The 23,766-nt window shown below is 66.0% G+C and carries 20 protein-coding genes and 1 tRNA gene; 13 read left to right on the top strand and 8 right to left on the bottom strand.

Going from position 1 to position 23,766, the window contains the following annotated elements; translation table 11 throughout:
* The first annotated feature begins 125 nt into the window (after nt 1–125).
* From ACSQ22_RS12395 to ACSQ22_RS12365, 7 genes are all read left to right on the top strand, one after another.
* Nucleotides 126–710 carry a LemA family protein gene (locus tag ACSQ22_RS12395; RefSeq protein ID WP_436130470.1) on the top strand — a complete coding sequence of 195 codons (585 nt, stop codon included), beginning with the start codon at nt 126–128 and terminating at the stop codon, nt 708–710.
* Between the two features lie 172 nt (nt 711–882).
* On the top strand, nt 883–2,211 hold the full coding sequence (gene rsmB, locus ACSQ22_RS12390) for a 16S rRNA (cytosine(967)-C(5))-methyltransferase RsmB (RefSeq protein ID WP_436130469.1): 1,329 nt from the start codon (nt 883–885) through the stop codon (nt 2,209–2,211).
* Nucleotides 2,212–2,272: 61 nt separating this feature from the next.
* Nucleotides 2,273–2,830, top strand: a complete 558-nt coding sequence (locus tag ACSQ22_RS12385) for a DUF4390 domain-containing protein (RefSeq protein ID WP_228897703.1) — start codon at nt 2,273–2,275, stop codon at nt 2,828–2,830.
* A complete protein-coding gene (locus ACSQ22_RS12380; protein ID WP_436130468.1) occupies nt 2,827–5,124 on the top strand; it encodes an ATP-binding protein in 2,298 nt (765 codons plus the stop codon). The genes ACSQ22_RS12385 and ACSQ22_RS12380 overlap by 4 nt, the downstream gene beginning before the upstream one ends.
* Nucleotides 5,125–5,163: 39 nt before the next feature.
* Entirely contained in the window at nt 5,164–5,847 is a 684-nt protein-coding gene (locus ACSQ22_RS12375; RefSeq protein ID WP_436130467.1) for a response regulator, read from the top strand.
* Nucleotides 5,848–5,913: 66 nt separating this feature from the next.
* Nucleotides 5,914–5,989 (top strand) — tRNA-Phe (locus ACSQ22_RS12370).
* A 223-nt stretch (nt 5,990–6,212) separates the two neighbouring features.
* Nucleotides 6,213–7,469 carry an Hsp70 family protein gene (locus tag ACSQ22_RS12365; RefSeq protein ID WP_436130466.1) on the top strand — a complete coding sequence of 419 codons (1,257 nt, stop codon included), beginning with the start codon at nt 6,213–6,215 and terminating at the stop codon, nt 7,467–7,469.
* A 131-nt stretch (nt 7,470–7,600) separates the two neighbouring features.
* Here ACSQ22_RS12365 and rsmI read toward each other — a convergent pair whose 3' ends face one another.
* On the bottom strand, nt 7,601–8,560 hold the full coding sequence (gene rsmI / locus ACSQ22_RS12360) for a 16S rRNA (cytidine(1402)-2'-O)-methyltransferase (RefSeq protein ID WP_055398397.1): 960 nt from the start codon (nt 8,558–8,560) through the stop codon (nt 7,601–7,603).
* Between rsmI and ACSQ22_RS12355 the strand changes: the two genes are divergently transcribed.
* The 3 genes from ACSQ22_RS12355 to ACSQ22_RS12345 all read left to right on the top strand — a co-directional run bounded on the left by ACSQ22_RS12355 (nt 8,560) and on the right by ACSQ22_RS12345 (nt 10,341).
* Nucleotides 8,560–8,970, top strand: coding sequence for a YraN family protein (locus ACSQ22_RS12355; RefSeq protein ID WP_436130465.1), 411 nt, complete (start codon nt 8,560–8,562; stop codon nt 8,968–8,970). The two genes, rsmI and ACSQ22_RS12355, sit on opposite strands and share 1 nt — an antisense overlap.
* A gap of 100 nt (nt 8,971–9,070) precedes the next feature.
* Nucleotides 9,071–9,673: an SIS domain-containing protein gene (locus ACSQ22_RS12350; RefSeq protein ID WP_055398399.1), complete on the top strand. Its 603-nt coding sequence runs from the start codon at nt 9,071–9,073 to the stop codon at nt 9,671–9,673.
* Nucleotides 9,670–10,341 (top strand): BON domain-containing protein, encoded by a 672-nt coding sequence (locus ACSQ22_RS12345; RefSeq protein ID WP_055398400.1) that lies wholly within the window; start codon nt 9,670–9,672, stop codon nt 10,339–10,341. Before ACSQ22_RS12350 ends, ACSQ22_RS12345 begins: the two co-directional genes overlap by 4 nt.
* A 223-nt stretch (nt 10,342–10,564) precedes the next feature.
* Here ACSQ22_RS12345 and ACSQ22_RS12340 read toward each other — a convergent pair whose 3' ends face one another.
* The 4 genes from ACSQ22_RS12340 to ACSQ22_RS12325 form a co-directional block, all read right to left on the bottom strand.
* Nucleotides 10,565–11,479, bottom strand: coding sequence for an NAD(P)-dependent oxidoreductase (locus tag ACSQ22_RS12340; protein WP_055398401.1), 915 nt, complete (start codon nt 11,477–11,479; stop codon nt 10,565–10,567).
* Nucleotides 11,480–11,617: 138 nt separating this feature from the next.
* Nucleotides 11,618–12,754 carry a PilT/PilU family type 4a pilus ATPase gene (locus ACSQ22_RS12335; RefSeq protein WP_436130464.1) on the bottom strand — a complete coding sequence of 379 codons (1,137 nt, stop codon included), beginning with the start codon at nt 12,752–12,754 and terminating at the stop codon, nt 11,618–11,620.
* Nucleotides 12,755–12,815: 61 nt separating this feature from the next.
* Nucleotides 12,816–13,451 carry a Crp/Fnr family transcriptional regulator gene (locus ACSQ22_RS12330; protein WP_055398403.1) on the bottom strand — a complete coding sequence of 212 codons (636 nt, stop codon included), beginning with the start codon at nt 13,449–13,451 and terminating at the stop codon, nt 12,816–12,818.
* 67 nt (nt 13,452–13,518) lie between these two features.
* On the bottom strand, nt 13,519–14,562 hold the full coding sequence (locus tag ACSQ22_RS12325; RefSeq protein WP_055398404.1) for a type IV pilus twitching motility protein PilT: 1,044 nt from the start codon (nt 14,560–14,562) through the stop codon (nt 13,519–13,521).
* Nucleotides 14,563–14,599: 37 nt separating this feature from the next.
* Here ACSQ22_RS12325 and ACSQ22_RS12320 point away from each other — a divergent pair, with 37 nt between their 5' ends.
* Nucleotides 14,600–15,319 (top strand): YggS family pyridoxal phosphate-dependent enzyme, encoded by a 720-nt coding sequence (locus ACSQ22_RS12320; RefSeq protein ID WP_436130463.1) that lies wholly within the window; start codon nt 14,600–14,602, stop codon nt 15,317–15,319.
* Nucleotides 15,320–15,325: 6 nt separating this feature from the next.
* Here ACSQ22_RS12320 and ltaE read toward each other — a convergent pair whose 3' ends face one another.
* The 3 genes from ltaE to ACSQ22_RS12305 form a co-directional block, all read right to left on the bottom strand.
* Nucleotides 15,326–16,396, bottom strand: a complete 1,071-nt coding sequence (ltaE, locus tag ACSQ22_RS12315) for a low-specificity L-threonine aldolase (protein ID WP_436130462.1) — start codon at nt 16,394–16,396, stop codon at nt 15,326–15,328.
* Nucleotides 16,397–16,505: 109 nt separating this feature from the next.
* Entirely contained in the window at nt 16,506–17,753 is a 1,248-nt protein-coding gene (locus ACSQ22_RS12310; protein ID WP_436130461.1) for a branched-chain amino acid ABC transporter substrate-binding protein, read from the bottom strand.
* Between the two features lie 55 nt (nt 17,754–17,808).
* Nucleotides 17,809–18,459 carry a TetR/AcrR family transcriptional regulator gene (locus tag ACSQ22_RS12305; RefSeq protein ID WP_436130460.1) on the bottom strand — a complete coding sequence of 217 codons (651 nt, stop codon included), beginning with the start codon at nt 18,457–18,459 and terminating at the stop codon, nt 17,809–17,811.
* A 155-nt stretch (nt 18,460–18,614) separates the two neighbouring features.
* On the opposite strand from ACSQ22_RS12305, the gene ACSQ22_RS12300 reads away from it, so the two are divergent.
* Together ACSQ22_RS12300 and ACSQ22_RS12295 are read left to right on the top strand one after the other, a co-directional pair.
* Nucleotides 18,615–20,222, top strand: a complete 1,608-nt coding sequence (locus ACSQ22_RS12300; protein WP_436130459.1) for an AMP-binding protein — start codon at nt 18,615–18,617, stop codon at nt 20,220–20,222.
* A 232-nt stretch (nt 20,223–20,454) separates the two neighbouring features.
* Nucleotides 20,455–23,739 (top strand): carboxyl transferase domain-containing protein, encoded by a 3,285-nt coding sequence (locus tag ACSQ22_RS12295; protein ID WP_436130458.1) that lies wholly within the window; start codon nt 20,455–20,457, stop codon nt 23,737–23,739.
* The last annotated feature ends 27 nt before the right edge of the window (nt 23,740–23,766 follow it).

The following is a 23,766-nucleotide window of genomic DNA, read 5'->3' as shown; positions in this document are numbered from 1 at the left end:
CTGTCCCTGGCAGGCCGGGAGCTTTTTTCTGGAACCCGCACTTCGATCTTTTGTAGTCTTCGCCTTTCTCCCTCATTTCCTTTTCGGGCCGTAACGCGTGGTGCACGCGAGGACGGCAACTGTGCATGTGGTCATCGCCCCTTTTCTGGATTGTTTTTGCCATTGCCGCTTTTTGGGCGCTGGGCGCCTACAACCGCCTGATGCGGCTGCGCTCAGCCGTTGTGCAGGCGTTTGGCAGCTTTGACGCTCACATGGTGCGCCAGCTGTCTTTGATGGGTGAGTATGGTGCGGCGCAAGCCGTACAGCAGGCCCCCTCGGCAGGTGGCACGGAGCCAGAGATGGCGGCACTGCAAGGCGCCACCACCCAGTTGAGCGCATCCTTGGCCATGGCGCGGGCGCGTCCCTTGCAGCCAGACGCGGTGGCCGCCTTGGCGGCAGCGCGCGAGGTGCTCCATGCGTCCTGGCAGAAGGCCACACACAACAGTGGGCAAGCGACCCGGGCGCAGACGTCTGTGGCTACCGCCGCTGCGGACGCGCCGCCCATGTCCCCATCACTGTGGCAGGTTCGGTGGGACGAGCATGTTCTGCAGAACGACCAGGCGATGCGTGTTTTCAACGAAGCGGTGTTGCACTACAACGCTGCCATTGCCCAGTTTCCAGCCAACCTGCTGGCCTGGGTGTTCGGATTCAAGGCCGCCCGCAGGCTGTAGAAAGGTTGCCAGGACCACGATGAACCCACCCGCACCACGACAACAACCCCCACGCCCTGCGTCCCGCCCCGGGCCTAACAAGCGAGCCGACCGAGCCAACAATGCGCCAGCCCGTGACCGGACGCTTTCCGGCCCGGGCGGCGCCAGTCGCCCGGGGGCGGGCGGTCAGCCCGTGGCGCTATGGCAACAGTTGGAGGCTGTGGCCAGTGCCTTGCAGGCCATTCGCGCCGGGCAGTCGGGCACCGCAGCACTGGCGGCCGTAGACACAGCTCTGCGCCCTGGGGTGCAGTCTCTCCTGTTCCAGGTGCTGCGCCAGGCGGGACGGGCCGAGGCGTTGCGCCGCCAGATGGTTGCACGCACGCCTCCACCGGCTGCGGATGCGCTGTTGTGTACGGCGCTGGCGCTGTGCTGGAACCCTGAAGAGTCGCCGTACGAGCCGTTCACCTTGGTGAACCAGGTGGTGGAAGCGGCCAAACGCAGCGCGTCCACGCGTGCGCAGGCGTCATTCCTCAACGGTTGCTTGCGCCGCTTTCTGCGCGAACGCGAAGCGCTGGTTGCCCGCACCGATGGCGATCCGCTGGCCCGTTGGAACCATCCGGTGTGGTGGGTCGAGCGCCTGCGCAAGGACCATCCCAACCACTGGGAGCAGATTCTGCAGGCCAACAATGCCCACGCACCGATGACGCTGCGGGTCAATGCACAAAAAAGCACTCTAGCGCTTTACCAGAAAGCGCTGGAAGCTATCAATTTAGAAGCAATTCCGTCTGGGAGTGTAGGGCTGGTATTGCAGCACCCCGTGCCCGTGCAATCGCTGCCGGGGTTTGAAGAGGGCTGGGTCTCGGTGCAGGATGCCGCAGCCCAGATGGCTGCGCCCCTGTTGCTTGAAGGTCTGGACCTCACCCGGCCTGTGCGGGTGCTTGACGCCTGTGCGGCGCCCGGGGGTAAAACCGCCCACCTTCTGGAGTGGGCGGGCGCTGGTGCGCCGATACAGGTCACTGCGCTGGAGATCGATGCCACCCGCAGCGCGCGCATTGGTGAGACCTTGCAGCGCCTGGGGCTGCGCGCCCAGGTGGTGGTGGCCGATGCGGCGCGTCCGCAAGACTGGTGGCAGCAGCATTGCGATGGTGCGCAGTTCGATGCCATCTTGCTGGATGCGCCCTGCACGGCCTCGGGCATCGTGCGCCGCCATCCGGATGTGCGCTGGCTGCGCCGCGAGAGCGATATTGCGCAGCTTGCAGGCCTGCAGGCCCGGTTGCTCAAGACCCTGTGGCCGCTGTTGCGCCCTGGCGGACGGCTGCTGTATTGCACGTGTTCCGTGTTCCGTGCCGAAGGCGACGACCAGGTGCAAACGTTTCTTGCACACAACACCGATGCGCAATTGCTGCCGTCGCCGGGTCATTTAATTCCCGCCAACGGGGACAAGCCCGGAGCTGTCCCGGACAATCAGTCGGGTGACCACGACGGATTTTTTTACGCACTGTTGCAAAAATCGCCGCAATGAGTTCCGTGGGGCTCGTTGGGTGGCGATCTGTGCGCTCTTTCTCTTGGTGGCATGGGCCGCAATGGTGCAGTCGGCCATCGCAGGCCAGCCGGTGGACCCCGAGGTGGGCGAACTTCGGCTGGACCGTGCCGAGGATGGCCTCTACCTCAGCACCACACTGCAATTTGTGCTGCCGGAGCTTGCCGAGGATGCGCTGTACAAGGGCATTCCCATGTTCTTCGTGGCCGAGGCCCAGGTTTTGCGAGACCGCTGGTACTGGTCTGACCGCCAAGTGGCTGAAACCACCCGCTATCTGCGGCTAAGCTACCAGCCGTTGACGCGACGTTGGCGTCTGAACATCTCCCCGGTACCTTTCACCAACAGTGGCCTGGGTGTGGTTTTGGGGCAGAATTTTGACAGTTATGCCGATGCGTTGTCGGCCATTCAGCGCATTTCGCGATGGAAGATCGCAGAACGCGATGTCATTGAGTCAGATGCCGTCCATACGGTCAATTTCCGGTTCCGGCTTGATATGTCGCAGTTGCCCCGACCCTTCCAGATCGGTGCCGTGGGGCGCTCCGGCTGGAATCTCCTAGTATCCCGCAGCCAACGCCTGGCTGCAGAGACCGTCGCCAAGTGAGCCCTCCAGAGCCCTCTCAGACGGGAGCTTCCGCGTCGGCCCATGCCGCCGCACGCCAGTCGCGCGCCGTGCGCTGGGCTGTGGGGGTTGGGGCCGCCATCATGTCGGCTATCGGCATGGTGCTGTTGTTCCTGCTCACCCTGGCCACCAACAACCGCGCGCTGTACGAGCGCAACTACGCCTGGCTTTTTGGCGTGAACGTTTTGGTGGCCGTGCTGCTGCTGGCCGTGCTTGTGTGGGTGGCGGTGCGCCTGGGCATGCGCTTGCGCAAAGGGCGCTTTGGCAGTCGACTGCTGGTCAAGCTTGCGGCCATCTTTGCGCTGGTGGGGCTGATGCCGGGGCTGCTGATCTATGTGGTGTCCTACCAGTTTGTCACGCGGTCCATTGAGAGCTGGTTCGATGTGAAAGTGGAGGGCGCTCTTTCAGCGGGTGTGAACCTGGCCCGTGTGTCGCTGGATTCGCTGGCCGCCGACATGGCCTCAAAAGCGCGCAATGCCAGTGCCCAAGTGGCGCAGGTGCCTGATGCCGCGGCTGGCCTGGTGCTGGAGCGCATCCGCGACCAGCTGGGAGCCACCGACGTCGTGCTCTGGAATGCTGCGGGCCAGGCGGTAGCCAGTGCAGGCCAATCGCGCTTTAGCCTGAACCCCGATCGGCCCGGCGTGGCGTTGCTGCGCACCGTGCGGCAGCAGCGCGCCACCGCGCAGATCGAGGGCCTGGACGATATTTCGGACCCTGCCTCGGCACAGAATGCGCGCGTGAAAGTGCTGGCGCTGGTCAGCAGCCCCAGCGTCGGCTTGCTCGTGGAGCCCCGATACCTGCAGGCCACGTTGCCCCTGCCGCCTGCTCTGGTGGCCAACGCCATTGCCGTGCAGGAGGCCAACCGCGAATACCAGGAGCGAGCCCTGGCCCGTGGGGGGCTGCGGCGCATGTATGTGGGCACGCTTACGCTGAGCCTGTTCCTGGCTGTCTTTGGCGCCGTGTTGCTGGCGGTGCTGCTGGGCAACCAGCTGGCCCGCCCGCTGCTGGTGCTGGCCGAGGGGGTGCGCGAGGTGGCGGCTGGCAATCTCAGCCCCAAGGCTGCATTGCAGGGCAAGGATGAGCTGGGTGGACTCACACGCTCTTTTGCACTGATGACCCAGCAGTTGTCCGACGCCCGCCATGCCGTGGAGCAGAGCATGGGCGAGGTCGATGCCGCACGCGCCAACCTGCAGACCATCCTGGACAACCTCACGGCGGGGGTGATCGTGCTGGATGCCCAAGGTTTGATCCGATCGTCCAATCCGGGGGCCACCCGCATCCTGCGGGCACCGATGGCGGCCTATGAGGGGCGACCCCTGTCGGAAGTGCCCGGGCTCGCCGAGTTTGCGGCGTCGGTGCAAGGGCACTTCGACGCTTTCCTGGGCGACCACGAACGCCATGGACTGGACCACTGGCAGCAGCCTTTTGAGCTGCATGCGTCTTCTGGCGGCGTCGGGCAACACGCTACCAGCCTCGTCGCGCGGGGGGCGGAACTGCCCGATTCGGCCAGACTGTTGGTTTTTGACGACATTTCGGAAATTGTTTCCGCCCAGCGCGCGCAGGCTTGGGGTGAGGTGGCGCGGCGCCTGGCGCACGAAATCAAGAACCCGCTCACGCCCATCCAGCTGTCTGCGGAGCGGCTGGAAATGAAACTCTCTGGCAAGCTGCCCGGCACTGAACAGGCCATCCTCGCCAAGTCCGTCAAGACCATCGTGGACCAGGTCGATGCGATGAAGCGGCTGGTCAACGAATTCCGCGATTACGCACGCTTGCCTGCTGCAGAACTCCATGCACTGGACCTCAATGCCCTGGTGGCCGACGTGCTCCATCTTTACGGCGAAGAGAACGCCGCCGTGCGCGTAGAAGCCGAGCTGGACCCGCGCTGCCCCTCTATTGCAGGCGATGCGCAGCAGCTGCGGCAGGTTGTGCACAACCTGCTGCAAAACGCGCAAGACGCCACCGAGCAGGCGCGCGCTGGAACCTCGGAGCCCGTGCCCCCGGTACGCATCAGCACGCGCTGGAGTGAGTCCTCGCGCCGCGTGCGGCTCACGGTATCCGACAGTGGTGGGGGCTTTCCTGCGCACATCCTGCAGCGTGCCTTCGAGCCCTACGTCACCACCAAGCCCCGGGGCACCGGCCTGGGTCTGGCCGTGGTCAAAAAGATTGCCGATGAGCACGGTGCGCGCATTGACTTGTCGAATCGGACCGAAGATGGCGTAGTGCGGGGGGCCCAAGTGTCGTTATCATTCGCCCCTGAACCAGCGGTGGCGTCATAACAACACCGCCCCGCAGTACCCCAAGGCGCTTCAACACACATGGCAAACATTCTGGTGGTCGACGATGAGCTCGGCATTCGTGATCTGCTGTCGGAAATCCTGAACGACGAAGGTCACAGCGTAGACCTCGCAGAAAACGCCACCCAGGCGCGCACGGCCCGGGCAGGCAACACCTACGACCTCGTGCTGCTCGACATCTGGATGCCGGACACCGACGGGGTTTCGTTGCTCAAGGAATGGGCCACAGCGGGCGTGCTGACGATGCCCGTGATCATGATGAGTGGCCACGCCACCATCGACACCGCCGTAGAGGCCACCCGGATCGGCGCCTTCTCGTTTCTCGAAAAACCCATCACCCTGCAAAAGCTGCTCAAGGCGGTGGAGCAGGGCCTGGCACGCAACGCTGCCCACCAGTCCGCCCCGGTGGCTGCGACCCCAGCGCCCGTCCATACCCCGGCCGACCCCACGTTTTCGCAACTGCCTGCTGTGTCGGCCATCATGGCTGGCGTCGAGGCTGGCCCGCACGCGCACCAGGGGTTTGACCTGGACCGCCCCCTGCGCGAAGCGCGCGATGGTTTTGAAAAAGCCTATTTCGAATTCCACTTGGCCCGCGAAGGCGGTTCCATGACGCGCGTGGCCGAAAAGACGGGCCTTGAGCGCACGCACCTTTATCGCAAGCTGCGCCAGCTAGGGGTCGATCTCGGCCGGGGCAAACGCGGGTAGGCTTGCAAGAAATTATTGGCGGTTTCGCCAAAACGGCCTTTTTTTCTGGTTATAATTTGAGGCTCAGGCCCGGTAGCTCAGTCGGTAGAGCAGAGGATTGAAAATCCTTGTGTCGGTGGTTCGATTCCGCCCCAGGCCACCAAATAAAAGCCCTTGATTTTTGCTAATCAAGGGCTTTTTCCATTCTGCATGCGGTGTCCACGGCGCTGGGTCGTGCTTCGGAGAGGCTTTGGACGGGTCTCCTGTCGCGCCACCAAGCTGCCCAGAGCATTCTTCTCGCCGCAGCACCGCATCCGATGTTTGCGTTCACCGAGGCCGTGGCCGGTGTGCGTTGAACACTTCCTCATCGCTTCGACACTTCACCCATGCCCCTCCTGAAGGACACCACCCTCGGTATCGACTTTGGCACTTCCAACTCCGCGATGGCCGTGCGCCAGGGGGCGGGGTTGGCGCGGATGATTGCGCTGGAAGGGAGTGCGCACACACTGCCCACCGCACTGTTCTTCAACGCAGAGGATCACCGCACGCACTTTGGTCGCGATGCCGTGGGCCAGTATCTGGCAGGCACCGAGGGGCGTCTGATGCGGTCGCTCAAGAGCCTGCTCGGCAGTGCGCTGCTGCAGGACAAGACGGCGGTGCACAACAAGATGGTGAGCTACCAGGACATCATCAGCCTCTTCTTGCGCATGTTGGTGCAAAAGGCGCGCGATGAGCTGGGCGGCATGCCTGCCCGGGTGGTGATGGGGCGGCCGGTGCATTTTGTGGATGGGGATGCCGACCGCGATCAGCAGGCGGAAGATGCATTGCGCCAGGCTGCGCTGGATGCGGGGTTTGCCGAGGTGTCGTTCCAGCTGGAGCCGATTGCCGCAGCGCTGGACTACGAACAGCGCATCGCGCAGGAGTCCCTGGTGCTGGTGGTGGACATTGGGGGGGGTACCTCGGACTTCACAGTGGTGCGGTTGGGGCCGGAGCGCATGGCGCGTGCCGCGCGTGGCAGTGATGTGCTGGCCACCACCGGCGTGCACGTGGGCGGCACCGACTTTGACCGGCGGTTGAGCCTGGACCTGTTGATGCCCTTGCTCGGGTTTCGGCACACCGGGCCCACGGGGCGCGAGGTGCCCAGCCGGGTGTTTTTTGACCTGTCCACCTGGCACCTGATCCAGTGGCTGTACTCGCCGCGTGCACTGCGCGATGCGCAGAACCTGCGCACCGACTATTCCGATGCGCGGCTGCACGCGCGGCTCATGCGGGTGCTGCACGAGCGCCTGGGGCACCGCATGGCCAACACGGTGGAGCAGGCCAAGATCGCCGCGTCGCTGGCCGATGCCGACGCGCCCATGCCGCTGGACTGGATCGAGGCAGGGCTGGGCGCCGCCGTCACGCCCGAGGGGCTGGCGCAGTTCCTGTTGCAGCCCCTCGAACAGGTGGTCGCCTGCGCGCAGGAATGTGTGCAGCTGGCGGGCTTGGGTGTGCAGGGGCTGGATGCGATCTATCTCACCGGGGGCTCGTCGGCCCTGCGGCCGCTGCGGCAGGCGCTCAAAGCGGCGTTTCCCGACACTCCCCAGGTGGAAGGCGATTTGTTTGGCGGGGTGGCGGCCGGGTTGGCGGTGTCAGGGCGATAGATCTGGAGGGGGGGCGGCACCAGGGCCGGTGGTGGATTCGCTGTGGCGGATGAAATGCTATTAAAAATATAGCTATCAGCGCTTGTCCATGAAGCGCCAGGTGCCAATTTGGCCCGAAATCCGAGGTGTTATCAGCTCCCGGCGTCGCCTGCTTCGTCCTCATCTTCCCCGCTCGCGCCGCTGCGCTTCCACGCCAGGGCCGTGTCGTACAGCACATTGCGTGATGCACCCGTGATCTCGGCAGCCAGGCGCACGGCGGTTTTCAGCGGCAGCTCCTGCACCAGCAGGCGCAACACCCGCAGGCTGGCGCCATCGTCGCTGGCCACCGCCACCGGGTGCAGCAGCACCACAAACTCGCCGCGCGAGCGCTGGGGTGCGCCGTCCAGCCAGGCTGTCAGCTCCCGGGCGGGCCGCGTGGTCACTTCCTCGAACTGCTTGGTCAGCTCCCGTGCCAGCGTTACCGGACGATCACCCAGCACCGCCAGGGCCTGGGCCAGCTCGTTGATGCGGTGGGGGGCTTCAAGCAGCACCACGCAGCGCGGCTCCGGGGCCAGCTGCTGTGCGATCACCGTGGCGCGTTCTGCGTTCTTCACGGGCAGAAACCCTGCGAACACAAAACCGCCATGTTCAGTGCTGTGGGCCACTGCGCCTGCCACGCTCAGCGCGGTGGTGATGCTGCTGGCGCCGGGCAGGGGCACGGCCCGCAGGCCCGCCGCCTGCACGGCGGCCACGAGCCGGGCGCCAGGGTCACTCACGCCGGGCGTGCCAGCGTCACTCACGTAGACCACGCGCTGGCCCAGCTGCAGCCGCTGCACCACGTTCTGCGCGGCCTCGGCCTCGTTGTGCTGGTGCACGGCCAGCAGCTGGGCGGCGCCCTTGTCGATGCCGTAGGCGCGCAGCATGGACTGCGTGTGGCGCGTGTCTTCGCAGGCCACGGTGTCGGCCATTTGCAGCACGTGCAGCGCGCGCAGGGTGATGTCGGCCAGATTGCCAATGGGCGTGGCCACCACGTACAAGGCGCCCTCGGGATAATGCTGCGCAGCCGCCGCTTCGCGCGCGGCGCCCTGGGCTGAAGCGAAAGATGCGCTCAATGAAATTCCTTGGAAAGAGAAAACCGGCGGGGGGCTTTGGCCCGGCTGCCCCTGCCGCCACCACGCGCGAACGCGGCAATGTGGCGGAGGACCAGGCTCTGGCCCATCTGCAGGCGGCTGGCCTGCAACTGGTGGTGCGCAATTATCGGACGCCCGGGCGCGGCGGTGGCGAGATTGACCTGGTCATGCGCGAGCGGAACGGCACGCTGGTGTTTGTGGAGGTGCGCAGCCGGGCGGGCAGCGCGTTTGGCGGCGCGGGGGCCAGCATCAGCGTCACCAAGCAGCAGCGCATCATTTTTGCGGCGCGGCACTACCTGCTGCGCCTGCCGTCGCCGCCGCCCTGCCGGTTTGATGTGGTGCTGGTCGAGGCTTCGGTGCAGTGGCTCAAGGCGGCCTTTGATGCGCAGTGACCCCATCCGTTCCCTGTCCCCCATTCGGGCTCCAAAGCAATGCCAGTGACTACGGTTTGCTACAAAAGCTGTAACACGCGGCGGGTATCATCGAGCCCTCATGCTTGAGCAACGCATCCAACAGCATTTCATTGACAGCGCCGACCTGAAGTACCAGGCCGCGCAGGTTTTGAGCCATCCCATCGCCGCCGCAGTGCAGGCCGTCCTGGCCTGTGTGACCAGCGGCGGCAAGGTGCTGGCCTGTGGCAACGGCCCCTCGGCCGCCGAGGCGCAGCAGTTCGCTGCGTTTTGCGTGGCGGGTTTCGAGCGCGAACGCCCCGAGCTGGCAGCGCTGGCCCTGACCTCCGATAGCACGCTGCTGACGGCCGCCACAGGAGGTACCCACGACGCCGCCCAGCAGTTTGCCCGCCAGGTGCGTGCGTTGGGCCAGGCCGGTGACGTGCTGCTGGCCCTGTCGGTGTCCGGCAACGACGCCAACCTGCTGGCCGCTGCCGAAGCCGCCCACGAGCGCGACATGACCGTGGTGGTGCTGACCGGCCGCACCGGCGGCAAGCTGGCCGCCATGCTGCGCGAAACCGACGTGTTGATCAGCGTGCCCCACGACCGCGCAGCGCGCGTGCGCGAAGTCCATGCCCTGGTGCTGCATTGCCTGAGCGATGGTGTGGACGCCCAGTTACTTGGTGAACAGGAGAATCCGCTATGAAGCAAACAACCATGAACCGTACCCAGCGCACGGTGTGTACCGTGCTGGCCGCTGCCGCCCTCGCTGCAGGCCTGTCGGCCTGCGCGCCGCTGATCGTCGGGGGCGCTGTGGTGGGTGGCGTGATGGCCGTGGACCGCCGCACGGCGGGCACCCAGATCGAGGATGAAGGCATCGAACTGCGCGCGGCCAACCGTATTCGCGAGACTTTTGGCGACCGCGTGCACGTGAACGTGACGAGCTACAACCGCCAGGCCCTGCTGACGGGCGAAGTCCCCAATGCGCAGGAGCGCCAGGCCGTCGAGCAATTGGTGTCGCAGGTGGAGAACGTCCGCTCGGTGGTGAACGACCTGACCATCACCACCTTCTCCAGCACCCTGAGCCAGCGTTCCAACGACACCTTCATCACCGGCAAGGTCCGCGCCAGCCTGGTGGACGCGCAGGACATCTCGGCCAATTCCTTCAAGGTGGTGACCGAGCGCAACGTTGTCTACCTGATGGGCCGTGTGTCGCAGCGCGAAGCCAACCGGGCCACCGAGATTGCGCGCGGGGTGAGCGGCGTGAGCAAGGTGGTGCGTGTGTTCGAGATCGTCTCGGAAGAAGAACTGCGCCGCATCGCTCCGCAGCCTGCACCCGTCACCACGGATGACACCAAGCCCTCTGGGGGCTGAAGGCCGTTTAGCAGGCTTGGCGGCCAGCACAGCCAACCACCCGTGCAGCAAAAATCCCGGCCCGCATCCTGCGGCCCGGGATTTTTTCTTGGGGATTTTGCCCCGCGCGCTGCGGCGTGAAACCGGCGCTGCACAAGCCAGCGCGCCCGTGGAACCGGCTTTGCCGGGCCACCGGGTGCGTCCCCCCTCAGGGGGGAAGGCGCGAAGCGACTCAGGGGGGAGCCTATTTCAACCGCTGGATGAGGGACGATGTATCCCAGCGGTTGCCTCCCATTTTCTGCACATCGGCATAAAACTGGTCCACCAGGGCCGTCACCGGCACGCGTGAACCGTTGCGCTTGGCCTCATCGAGCACCAGGCCCAGGTCCTTGCGCATCCAGTCCACGGCAAAGCCAAAGTCGAACTTGCCGTCCACCATGGTCTTGCCACGGTTGTCCATCTGCCAGCTTTGGGCGGCGCCTTTGCCGATCACGTCGAGGACCTGTTTCATGTCCAGCCCCGCGTTCTGGCCAAAGGCCACGGCCTCGGACAGGGCCTGCACCAGCCCGGCAATACAGATCTGGTTGACCATCTTGGCTAGCTGGCCCGAGCCACTGGCACCCAGCAGCGTAAAGGCACGCGAGAACGCCATGGCCACGGGTTGGGCTGCCTCGAAGGCTGCGGCATCGCCGCCGCACATCACGGTGAGCAGGCCGTTCTGCGCGCCGGCCTGGCCGCCCGACACGGGGGCATCCACAAACTGCAGGCCCAACGCCTGGGCGGCGGCGTACAGCTCGCGCGCCACCTCGGCCGATGCCGTGGTGTGGTCCACAAAAATCGCACCCGGCTTCATGCCCGCAAAGGCGCCGTCCGCACCCAGCGTCACAGAGCGCAGGTCATCGTCGTTGCCCACGCAGCAAAACACGATGTCCGCGCCCGCGGCGGCTTCGCGCGGCGTTGCAGCATGTTTTGGCGCCTTGGCGCTTGCGTACTCTGCGCACCAAGCTATTGATTTAGTAGCGGTCCGGTTGTAAACCGTCACCTCATGCCCGGCCAGTGCAAGGTGTCCGGCCATCGGGTAGCCCATCACACCCAAGCCCAGAAAGGCGACCTTGCGGGAAGGGGTGGCGTCGTAGTTGCGGGGGTTGGTGCTTGGCATGGAGATAAAAGGATTTGGATCAAAAAGAAAAGCCCGCGATGGGCGCGCACTTGCCAGTGCCACCGTGGAGCGGGCTTTGCCCGGCCACCGGTGGCGTCCCCCTGGGGGGAAGGCGCCGCAGGCGACTCAGGGGGGCTTTCAGACTATGGCGAAATGCTCGGTACCCTGCGCCAGGTCTGGCGACTTGGCGCGCTGGCTGTTGAGCTTGATCTGCAGGCGCAGGTCATTGAGCGAGTCGGCGTTGCGCAGCGCGTCTTCGTAGCTGATCACGTTGGCCTCGTACAGGTCGAACAGCGCCTGGTCAAAGGTCTGCATGCCCAGGTTGCGGCTCTTTTTCATGATCTCCTTGATCTCGGAGACATCGCCCTTGAAGATCAGGTCGGAGATCAGCGGCGTGTTCAGCATGATCTCCACCGCAGCCGCACGGCCCTTGCCGTCCTGCTTGGGGATCAGGCGCTGCGAGACCATGGCGCGCAGGTTCAGTGACAAATCCATCAGCAGCTGCGCGCGGCGCTCTTCAGGGAAGAAGTTGATGATGCGGTCCAGCGCCTGGTTGGCGCTGTTGGCGTGCAGCGTGGCCAGGCACAGGTGGCCGGTTTCGGCAAAGGCCACGGCATGTTCCATAGTCTCGCGGTCGCGGATTTCGCCCATCAGGATCACGTCGGGCGCCTGGCGCAGCGTGTTCTTGAGGGCCGCTTCCCAGCTGTCGGTGTCCAGCCCCACTTCGCGCTGCGTGACCACGCAGTTCTTGTGCGGGTGCACGAATTCCACCGGGTCTTCCACCGTGATGATGTGGCCGAACGAGTTCTCGTTGCGCCAGTCCACCATGGCGGCCAGCGTGGTCGATTTACCCGAGCCCGTGGCACCCACCAGGATGCACAGGCCGCGCTTGGTCATCGTCACTTCCTTGAGCACCTGCGGCACGCCCAGGCCGTCGATGGTGGGCAGCGTGAGCGGAATCGTCCGCATCACCATGCCCACATGCCCCTGCTGGATGAAGGCGTTGACGCGAAAGCGGCCGATGCCGGAGGGCGAGATCGCGAAGTTGCACTCCTTGGTGCGTTCAAAGTCGGCCACCTGCTTGTCGCTCATGATGGCGCGCGCCAGCGTGAGCGTATGGTTGGGGGAGAGCGGCTGGGGCGACACCTTGGTCACCTTGCCATCCACCTTGATGGCGGGTGGAAAGTCTGCGGTGATGAACAAGTCGCTGCCGTTGCGGCCCACCATCAACTTGAGCAGGTCATTGATGAATTTACTGGCCTGATCGCGTTCCATCAGAAGTTCTCCCGGGGCTGTTCGTCGGCTGGACGATCATTGATCTTGTCGTGGCGCATCATTACTTGTGGTTGTCGCTCAGGCGCGCACTCACCACACGCAGGCGCAGCGACAGCTTGCGGGCCAGCAATGCAATCAGGCTGGCTGCAAGCTGCGGGTCCTTGGTCATCATGTCGTCCATGGCTTCGGCGCTCAGCACGGCGATCTCGCAGTCGGTGAGCGTGGTGCAGGCCGAAAAGCGGATACCGCTGTCGAGCAGCGACATCTCCCCCAGGATGTCACCAGGCCGCGTCTCGGCCAGGCGCAATTGCTCGCCCCAGGGCTGCACACGGTCCACGGCGATGGTGCCCGTGAGCAGCACCACCATGAAATTGCCGTACTCGTCCTGGCGGATCACATCGCGGTTGGACGGGATGGCCGCAAATTCGAAGAAGCGCTCCATGCGCTCCACGGCGTCCTTGTCCAGGTGCGCCATGTATTTGTCTTTGGCCCACAGACCTTGCAGCAGCTTGCCGCCTCGGCTGGTGGGCAGGCGTTTGGCGCCTACTTCCACGGCACGTGCCTCCCAGGGCACCAGCATCGAATCGTCTACGCCCTGGCCTGCAAAGGCCGTGGAGAACAGCACGGAATCCGTGTGGTCTTCCGCAGGCTTGCCGCCCCGGGTTTTCATTTTCAGAAGGCTCAGAATGCCTTTCATATCGGGCTCCGGTATGCGGCGCCTGCAGGGGCCGCAAAGTCGTTCATGGGTGTGTGCTGCGGGGGGCTCAGCCAGGGAAGTTCTCGGGGATCTTGGCCTTGCTGCGGGCCTCGGCCGGGCTGATGATGTTGCGGCGCACGAGGTCGGTGAGGTTCTGGTCCAGCGTCTGCATACCCACGCTGTTGCTGGTCTGGATGGTGGAGTACATCTGCGCCACCTTGGCCTCGCGAATCAGGTTGCGGATGGCGCTGGTGCCCAGCATGATCTCGTGCGCGGCCACGCGGCCCGAGCCATCCTTGGTTTTGCACAGTGTCTGCGAGATCACGGCCTGCAGCGATTCGGACAACATCGCACGCACCATTTCCTTTTCTTCGGCCGGGAACACGTCGATAATCCGGTCAATCGTCTTGGCAGCGCTGGAGGTGTGCAGCGTGCCAAACACCAAGTGGCCCGTTTCCGCCGCCGTCATGGCCAAGCGGATGGTTTCGAGGTCGCGCATTTCACCCACGAGAATGGCGTCCGGGTCTTCGCGCAGTGCGGATTTCAGCGCGGCCGCGAACGACAGCGTCATCGGGCCGACTTCGCGCTGGTTGATCAGGCACTTCTTGGATTCGTGCACGAACTCGATCGGGTCTTCCACCGTGAGGATGTGGCCGTATTCGGTTTCGTTGAGGTAGTTGACCATGGCGGCCAGCGTGGTGGATTTGCCCGAGCCCGTGGGCCCGGTCACCAGCACCAGGCCGCGCGGCTTGAGGGCCAGGTCGCCGAAGATCTTGGGCGCGTTGAGCTGCTCCAGCGTCAGGATCTTGCTTGGAATGGTCCGGAACACCGCGGCGGCGCCCCGGTTCTGGTTGAATGCGTTGACGCGAAAACGTGCCAGGCCTTCGATTTCAAACGAGAAGTCGACTTCCAGAAACTCTTCATACGTCTTGCGCTGCGCGTCGCTCATGATGTCGTACACCATGGCATGCACCGTCTTGTGGTCCAGCGCATCGACGTTGATGCGCCGCACATCGCCGTGGACCCGGATCATGGGCGGCAGGCCTGCGGAGAGGTGCAGGTCGGAGGCCTTGTTCTTGACGCTGAACGCGAGCAGTTGGGTAATGTCCACGGAATCCCTCTATCGTTTGGTACGCTTGCCAAACATTATGACCACGATTGCTAACAACCTCCAACAGGTTCTGGGCAGGATGGCGCAGGCGTGCAAAGCCGCCGGGCGCGATCCGGCCAGCGTTTCCTTGCTGGCCGTTTCCAAGACCTTTGGCGCCGATGCGGTGCTGGAGGCCGTGGCCGCCGGCCAGCGCGACTTCGGCGAAAACTACATCCAGGAAGGCGTGGACAAGATTGCAGCTGTGCACGCTGCCTTGCCCGGTGCAGCTTTGCAGTGGCACTGTATTGGCCCCATTCAGAGCAACAAGACCCGCCTGGTGGCCGAGCACTTTGACTGGGTGCATACGGTGGACCGGCTCAAGATCGCCGAGCGCCTGTCGGCCCAGCGGCCCGATCACCTGCCGCCGCTGCAGATATGTATCCAGGTCAATATCGATGGAGGCCCCACCAAGTCAGGGGTGGCTCCTGCTGAAACGCTGGAGTTGGTGCGGGCTGTCGCAAAACTGCCACGGCTGGTGGTGCGGGGGCTCATGAGCATTCCGGACCATGCTCCTGAATTTGAAGCGCAATTGGCAATCCACACCAGCGCCAAGAGGCTTTTTGACCAAATATCTGCCTTGGGCGAACCGGGCCTGGGGAAGTTCGACACCCTGTCCCTGGGCATGACGGCCGATCTGGAGGCCGCCATCCAGGCGGGCAGCACGCTGGTGCGCGTGGGCACCGGCGTGTTTGGTGGACGGACCTACCCCGCCGCCTGAGCGGGCTCAGCCCGGCAGCGTGAAGCGCGCCACGCAATCCAGCGCTGCCGTCACGTCCGCCTCGCTCACATCCAGGTGCGTCACCCAGCGCAGCCGGGTGGCGCCGCCATACAGGCTGCTGGTCACGCGCACGCCGTGCTGCGCCAGCCAGGCGGTGAAGGCTGGGGCCACCTCTGCGTGCAGGTCGGTGAAGAGGATGTTGGTCTGCCACGGCAGCACGGTGAGCTTGCCCTGCAGCACGGGGTGGCTGCGGTTGGCTTCGGACAGCCCTTGGGCCAGCCGGTCCAGGCGGGCGTGGTCTTCCGCCAGGCGCCGCACATGGTGCTGCAGCGCGTAGTGGCCGGCAGCCGCCAGGACACCCGCCTGCCGCATGCCACCGCCCAGGATCTTGCGGGTGCGGCGCGCCTGCCGGATGAAGTCGCGCGAGCCCAGCACCAGCGAGCCCACGGGCGCGCCCAGGCCCTTGCTCAGGCACAGCGATGCGGAATCAAAGTGGCTGCACAGCGCGCGCGCTTCCGCATACACATCGGTGCCGTTGCGCGCGGCATTGGCCGTGGCGGCGTTGAACATGCGTGCGCCGTCTAGGTGCATGGCCAGCCCCCGGCTGCGCGCCAGTTGGGCCACCTCGGCGATGTAGGTGGGCGGCAGCACCTGGCCGCCGGTCGTGTTTTCCAGCACCACCAGGCGGGTGCGCGCGAAGTGCGGGTCGTCCGGTTTGATGGCGGCGGCGATGTCGGCCACGCGCAGCGTGCCGTCAGGCTGGGTCTCGACCGGCTGGGGCTGGATGGAGCCCAGCACTGCCATGCCGCCCGCTTCCCAGCGATAGGTGTGCCAGCTCTGGCCCACGATGGCCTCGTCGCCGCGCTGGCAGTGGCCCCACAGCGCGATCAGGTTGGTCTGCGTGCCCGAGGGGGCGAACAGCGCGGCCTCAAAACCCAGCAGCTCGGCGGCATGGTCCTGCAGTGCGTTCACCGAGGGGTCGTCGGCAAACACATCGTCGCCCAGCGGGGCCTTGAACATGGCCTCGCGCATGGCGGGCGTGGGCTGGGTGACGGTGTCGCTGCGAAAGTCGGGCATGGGCGCGGTCCTTGTGGGTCGGGTCAATGAATGCAATGACCGGCCATGGTAGCGGCGGCCTGTGGCGGTTGCCGCTGTGGGGATTTCGGCGCCCTTCGGCGCCGTGGCATCAAGGCCGCGTCATCTTGCACTCGGTGCCTTGGGCTATTTCATTGCCGGTGTAGGCCGCATCGGTGCGAAAGCCATAGTTGGTGCCTTCCCAGCCCACCTTCACGGCCTTGCCGTCCACCGGTGCGATGGTGTTGACCACCTGGGGTAGCAGCAGCTGGTGGTCTTCGCCGCGCATGCGCACGGGGCCCACCACCGAATCAATCGTCAGGTCTTCCAGCGCGCGAGCCACCTTCACCGGGTCGGTGGACTGGGCCTTGTTGATGGCGGCGGCGAGGAAGCGCGGCGTCATCTCGATGCGCGGCGCGAGAAAGTCCTTGCCCGTCTTGGCCTTGTAGGTCTTGGCCAGCGCGTCCACCTTGGGGGTGTCGGCCTGGCCGGGGTGCCATTCGGCCACCCAGGTCAACTGGCCCTGCTTGGCCTGCGACACCGCCAGCACCGTGCCGGGGATGGAGCCCGCGCTGTGGTTGAAGTAGCGCAGGTTGTAGCCCGCGTCACCCGCCGCCTTGAGCAGCAGCGTCATGTCCTGCCCCCAGTTGCCGGTAATGACCGAGTCGGCCTCGGTGCTCTTGACCTTGGCAAGGTAGGGTGCAAAGTCCTTCACGCGGCCGATGGGGTGCAGCGCCTCGCCCACAAACTGGATGTCGGGCCGCGCCAGGCCCACCATCTCGCGGCCATAGTGCGCCCACTGCTTGCCGTGCGCGTAGTCCTGGTTCAGCAGGTACACCTTCTTGATGTCCGGCTGCTTCTTGATGTAGTTGGCGATGGCCTTCATCTTCATGGCCGTGTTGGCCTCGAACTGGAAGTGCCAGAAGTTGCAGGCCTTGCCCGTCAGCTCGGGGTCGATGGAGGAGTGGTTCAGCACTAGGATCTCCTTGCCCGGGTTGCGCTGGTTGTGGCGCGCCGCTGCTTGTACCAGCGCCGTGACCACCGATGAGCCCGAGCCGCCCGTCACGATGGCCTTGGCCCCCTGGTCAATGGCGGCCTGCAGCGCGCTCTGGCTCTCTTGTGCCGAGAGCTTGCTGTCGAACTGCAGCAGCTGCAGCTTGGTGCCCTTGAGCACACCGCCCTTGGCGTTGATGTCCTCGATGGCGTACTGCGTGTGCGTGAGCATCAGCTCACCCACATTGGCGAACGGGCCCGACAGCGGGTCGATGTAGGCAACCTTGAAGGTCTCCTGCGCGCTGGCGGCTGTGCCGATCAGCAGGGCCGCCGCAGCGGCCAGGGGGGTGAGGAACGCGGTTTTCATGGGTTTTGTCTCCGGTGGTTGTTGTGCTTGGGAAGGGGCCGCGCAGCTGCTCGCGTCATGCCGGGTTGCGCTTGCGGGTTCGCCGCAGCCCCAGCACACGCCAGGCCAGCTGCGCCAGCTCCTGCGCCACCTCGTCTTGCGACAGGCGGCCGTCAGGGCGGTACCAGTTGTAGAGAAAGCCGGGCAGGCTGCAGGCGGCCAGGGCGGTGATCTTGGTGTCGTTGAACTCGAACATGCCGTCCTGGCGGCCCTGTTCGAGCAGCGCGCAGAGCCGGTCGTAGAAGTGGTTCGCCAGGTCCTTTTGCGCCGCCAGGTACTCGGGCCGGTACACCTGCGGCTCGCGGTACGGGAAGAAGGCCGAGGGATGGTGCTCCAGCGTGGCGCGGATCAGCCGCTCGATGCCCTCCGTCACCTTCACATGCGCAGGCCGGTCATCGTCCGCCGCAAAGTCCATCGCAGTGAAACATGCCACGGCAGGCGCCCACGACAGCGTCTCGAAGATCTCCTGCTTGTTGCGGAAGTAGTAGTACACAAAGGGCTTGGTCACGCCCAGCTGCTGCACGATCTGCTCGATGGTGGTATTGGCGTAGCCCTGCGCATCGAACAGCGCCTCGGCTGCGCGCAGGATGCGTTCGCGCTTTTCGTCCGACCCGGCCGTGGCGGCCTTCTGGCGGCCGCTGGCCTGCGCGGGGGGCTGCTGGTTCATCGGTGTCCTTTGCGCGACGTTGAGGTTATACCCATGGGTAGCATTGTTCTACCGAGCGGTATATATTGGCAAGACGCTGGCGGGTGAGGGCGCTCAGAGAAAACCCTGAGTGGCCGCCAAGAACCAGCGATTCCAGACACCTCGGAGACAACGCCATGCCTTCTGCCGCACCGCAGCTGCCGCTGCACGAACACCTGCGCCGCCACGCGCGCGAAACGCCCGATCGCATCGCCTACCTCTGGTACGGCCAGCCCCTCACCTGGGCGCAGCTTGATGCGGCCAGTGATGCATTTGCCGCGCGCCTGCAGGCGCTGGGTGTGGCCAAGGGCGAGCCCGTGGCACTGTTCATGAATAACTGCCCGCAGTACGTGATGGCGCACTACGGCATCCAGAAGATCGGCGCCATCGTCTGCCCTTGCGGGCCGCTGAACAAGGAGCATGAGCTGGAATACCAGCTCACCGACCTGCAGGCGCGCGTGATCGTCGCGGCCGATGTGCTGCTGCCCGTGGTGGACAAGGTGCGCGCCAAGACCGCGCTGCAGCAGGTGTTTGTGGTGCGCTATGCCGAGCTGCTGCCCGAGGGTTCGCCCAGCATCGACGTGCCTGCCGAGCTGCTGGCCATGCGCGCAGCCATGGCGCCGGTGCCTGCGGGCTGCGAAGACTTCCTGACCGCCACCCGCACCGGCGCGCGGCCTGCGCCCGTGGCGCTGTCGATGGATGACATCTCGCTCATGACCTACACCTCGGGCACCACCGGGTTACCGAAGGGCGCGATGCTGAGCTACGGGAACGCCACGTTCAAGACCGCAGCCTCGGCCGACTGCAACGGCATGACACCGCACGAAACGCTGCTGGCCGTGGCCCCGCTGTACCACATCGCCGGTATGGTGATGGGCGTGAACCTGCCGGTCTACACCGGCGCCACGGCCGTGCTGCTGTACCGTTTTGACCCACTGGGCGTGGCCCAGGCGCTGGAGCGCCACCGCGTGACCTGGTGGTACAGCATCGCGCCCATGAACGGCGCGCTCATGCAGGTGCCCGGCGCACGCGACATGGACTGGAGCGCGCTGCGCCGCAACCCGGTCACGAGCTTCGGCATCACCTTCACCGAGGCGCTGGCCCAGCAGTGGCAGCAGTTCGCACCCAACTGCATTGCGCACGAGGCGGCCTATGGCCTGTCGGAAACGCACACCGTGGACACCGCCATGCCGGTGGACGCCATCCGCTGGGGCACCCAGGGCAAGCCCGTACCGGGCAACACCCTGCGCATCGTCGACCCCGACACCGGCGCACCGCTGGCCGTTGGCGAGGTGGGCGAGATCACCATCCACGGCCCCGGCAACTTCAAGGGCTACTGGAACAAGCCCGAGGCCACGGCCAAGACGCTGCGTGACGGCTGGGTCTACACCGGCGACATGGGCAAGATCGATGCGGACGGCTACCTCACCTTCATCGGCCGTTTCAAGGAAATGATCAAGGTTTCGGGCTACAGCGTGTTCCCCGAAGAGGTCGAGACCTTGCTCATCAAGCACCCCGCCGTGGCCCAGGCCGCCGTGATTGGCGTGCCCGATGCGGAAAAGGGCGAGGTGGTGCGCGCCTTCATCGTCAAGAAGCCCGGCCAGGATGTGGACGCCGCTGACCTTGTGGCCTGGTGCCGCGAGAACATGGCGCCCTACAAAGCCCCGCGCGAGGTGCGTTTCATCGACGCACTGCCCGCCACGGGCGCGGGCAAAGTGCTGCGCCGCTTGCTTCGGGATGCATGAAACACCCCCTGAGTCGCCTGCGGCGCCTTCCCCCTCTCTCTACGCGCTTCGCGCTCGGGAGGGGGACGCTCCCAGCGCGGCGGGGCGGCCCTTGCGCGGGAGCCCTGGTGTGGGCCCCGTCAGTTGCAAGCGCTGCGAGGCGAGCGCAGTTCTATGAGTCCATCAACTAGAAAAAACGGCCGCCAGCGCTTATCAGTCAAGCGCTAAAAGCTATAAAAAAAGAATCAAAACCATGACCTTGCCCCTCTTTGCCAAAGTCCTGATCGCCAATCGGGGAGAGATCGCACTGCGCACTGTGCGCGCCCTGCACGACCTGGGCATTGCCAGCGTGGCCGTGTATGCCGACGATGACGCCACCAGCCCCCATGTCCACGCAGCCAGTGCGGCCGTGGCGCTGGGCGCCACCGGCCCGGCGGCGTACCTGGACGGTGCGCGCCTCGTTGCCATTGCGCAGGCGCAGGGCTGCGATGCCGTGCACCCGGGCTACGGCTTCTTGAGCGAGCGCGCCGACTTTGCCCGCGCGTGTGCCGAGGCGGGGCTGCGCTTCATCGGCCCCACGCCTGCGCAGCTCGCGCTGTTCGGCGACAAGGCGCAGGCCCGTGCGCTGGCGCAGCAGCAGGGCGTGCCGCTCATGCCCGGCACGCAGACGGCCGTGACGCTGCAGGAGGCGCAGGCCTTCTTCGCGCAGCACGCCCATGCCGGCATCGTCATCAAGGCCATCGGTGGCGGCGGCGGGCGGGGCATGCGCGCGGTGGCGTCAGCCGATGACTTGCCCGCTGCCTACGCGCGCTGCCGCAGCGAGGCGCAGGCCGCCTTTGGGGTGGACGGCGTGTACGTGGAGCGCCTGATGGTCAACGCCCGCCATATCGAGGTGCAGGTGCTGGGCGACGGGCGCGAGGTGATCGCCCTGGGCGAGCGCGAATGTACGCTGCAGCGGCGCTTTCAGAAGGTGGTGGAGATCGCGCCCAGCCCTTCGTTGCCCGCAGCGCTGCGCGAGCGCATCACCACCGCCGCACTGTCCATGGCGCGGGCGGTGCAGTACGAAGGCCTGGGCACCTTCGAGTTTCTGGTGGACCTGGCGTCGAGCGACCTGCCGTTTGTCTTCATCGAATGCAACCCGCGCCTGCAGGTGGAGCACACCATCACCGAAGAGGTCACCGGCGTGGACCTGGTGCAGGCGCAGATCGCGCTGGCCACGGGCCGCACGTTGCAATACATCGGCCTCGACCCTGCCGCACCGCCTGCCGTGTTGGGCTTTGCCGTGCAGTGGCGCATCAACGCCGAGACGCTGGACGCACAGGGCAACGCCACCCCCGGCAGCGGCACGCTGAAGCGCTTTGACCTGCCCGCAGGCCCCGGAGTGCGCGTGGACACGCACGGCGCAGCGGGCGCCACGCCGTCACCGCACTACGACACGCTGCTGGCCAAGCTCATCGTGCACACGGGCAGCCCGCGTTTTGCGGATGCGCTGCGCCGCTCGCAGCGCGCGCTGGCCGAGTGCCGCATCGACGGTGTAGCCACCAACCTCGGGCTGCTGCAGGCGCTGGCCGCGCGGCCTGAGATGGAAAGCCAGCAGGTGCACACCCGCTGGCTGGAATCCGTGTTGCCTGAGTTGCTGGATGCTACAAAAAACATAGCTTTTAGCGCTTATTCATCAAGCGGTAGCGATCCAAAACACTCAATAAATACAGTGTCCGTACCCTCGGGCGCCGTGCTCGCCCCCATGCCCGCGCGCCTGGTGCAGCTCAGCGTGGCCGAGGGCGACGTGGTCGCTGCCGGCGCCGAGCTGGCCGTGCTCGAAGCCATGAAGATGGAGCATGTGCTGCTGGCCCCACACGCGGGCCGCGTCGGCGCGCTGCTGGCCGTGGCCGGTGGCTACGTCGCGCAGGGGCAGCCGCTGCTGGTGCTGGACGCGGTGGATGATGCGGCCGATGTCGAAGTGCAGGGCAGCGCTGCGCACGACCCCGACCACATCCGCGCCGACCTGCAACGCGTGATCGACCGCCACGCCTTCACGCTCGACGCCGCGCGCCCCGACGCCATGGCCAAGCGCCACGCGCAAGGCGGCCGCTCCGCGCGCGAGAACATTGCCGACCTGTGCGACGACGGCAGCTTCATCGAATATGGTGCCCTCGCCATCGCCGCGCAGGCGCGCCGCCGCAGCAAGGAAGACCTCATTGCCAACACGCCCGCCGATGGCATGGTCACGGGCATTGGCGGCATCAATGGCGCACTGTTTGGCGACGAGAAATCCCGCGCCGTGGTCATGTCCTACGACGCCACCGTGCTCGCAGGCACCCAGGGCGTGCGCAACCACGCCAAGACCGACCGCATGCTCGGCATCGCGCTGGCGCAGAAGCTGCCCGTGGTGCTGTTCGCCGAGGGCGGCGGCGGGCGCCCGGGCGACACCGACATGCCCGTGGTGGCGGGGCTGCATGTGCACACCTTCGCCAGCTACGCGGCGCTGTCGGGCCAGGTGCCGGTCATCGGCATCGCCGCCGGGCGCTGCTTTGCGGGCAACGCGGCGCTGCTGGGTTGCAGCGACGTGATCATTGCCACGCGCGCCAGCAACATCGGCATGGGCGGCCCGGCCATGATTGAAGGGGGTGGGCTGGGCGTCTTCAAGCCCGAGCAGATCGGCCCGAGCCGCGTGCAGCATGCCAATGGCGTGATCGACGTCCTGGTCGATGACGAGGCCGGGGCGGTGCAGGCCGCGCGCCACTACCTGTCGTTCTTCCAGGGCCGCACATCGCAGTGGTCCGCGCCCGACCAGCGCCTGCTGCGTGCCGTGGTGCCCGAGAACCGCCTGCGCGTGTACGACACCCGCACGGCGATGGCGGGCCTGGTGGACGACGGCAGCCTGCTGCTGCTGCGCACCGGCTTTGGCGCGGGCATCCACACCGCACTCGCGCGCATCGAAGGCCGCCCCGTGGGCCTGCTGGCCAACAACCCGCAGCACCTGGGCGGCGCCATCGACGCCGATGCGGCCGACAAGGGGGCGCGCTTCATGCAGCTGTGCAATGCGCATGGCCTGCCCATCGTGAGCCTGGTGGACACGCCCGGCTTCATGGTCGGCCCCGAGGTCGAAGCCACGGCCCAGGTGCGCCACGTGAGCCGCCTGTTCGTCACCGCCGCCAGCCTGCGCGTACCCACCTTCAGCGTGGTGCTGCGCAAGGGTTACGGCCTGGGCGCCATGGGCATGACGGCCGGGGGCTTCCATGCGCCCGTGTTCACTGTCGCCTGGCCCACGGGCGAGTTCGGCGCCATGGGGCTCGAAGGCGCCGTGCGCCTGGGCTTTCGCAAGGAGCTGGAGGCGCTGCCCGAGGGCACCGAGCGCGACGCGCTGTTTGCCAAGCTGCTGGCCAAGTCCTACGCCAACGGCGAGGCGATGCACATGGCCGCCACGCTGGAGATCGACGCGGTGATCGACCCGGCCGACACCCGGGCGTGGCTGGCGCGGGGGCTGGCGTCGGCGCATGTGGCGCCGCTGGGTCCACGTTGCATCGATACCTGGTGAAGCAGCACGGCACCTGGCACGGTGGTG

It is taken from the genome of Acidovorax sp. LjRoot38 (genome assembly GCF_964252975.1).
GTDB lineage: Bacteria > Pseudomonadota > Gammaproteobacteria > Burkholderiales > Burkholderiaceae_C > Acidovorax > Acidovorax facilis.
The sequence above is the reverse complement of the archived record's forward strand: the minus strand, read 5'-3'. Positions and strand labels throughout refer to the sequence as shown.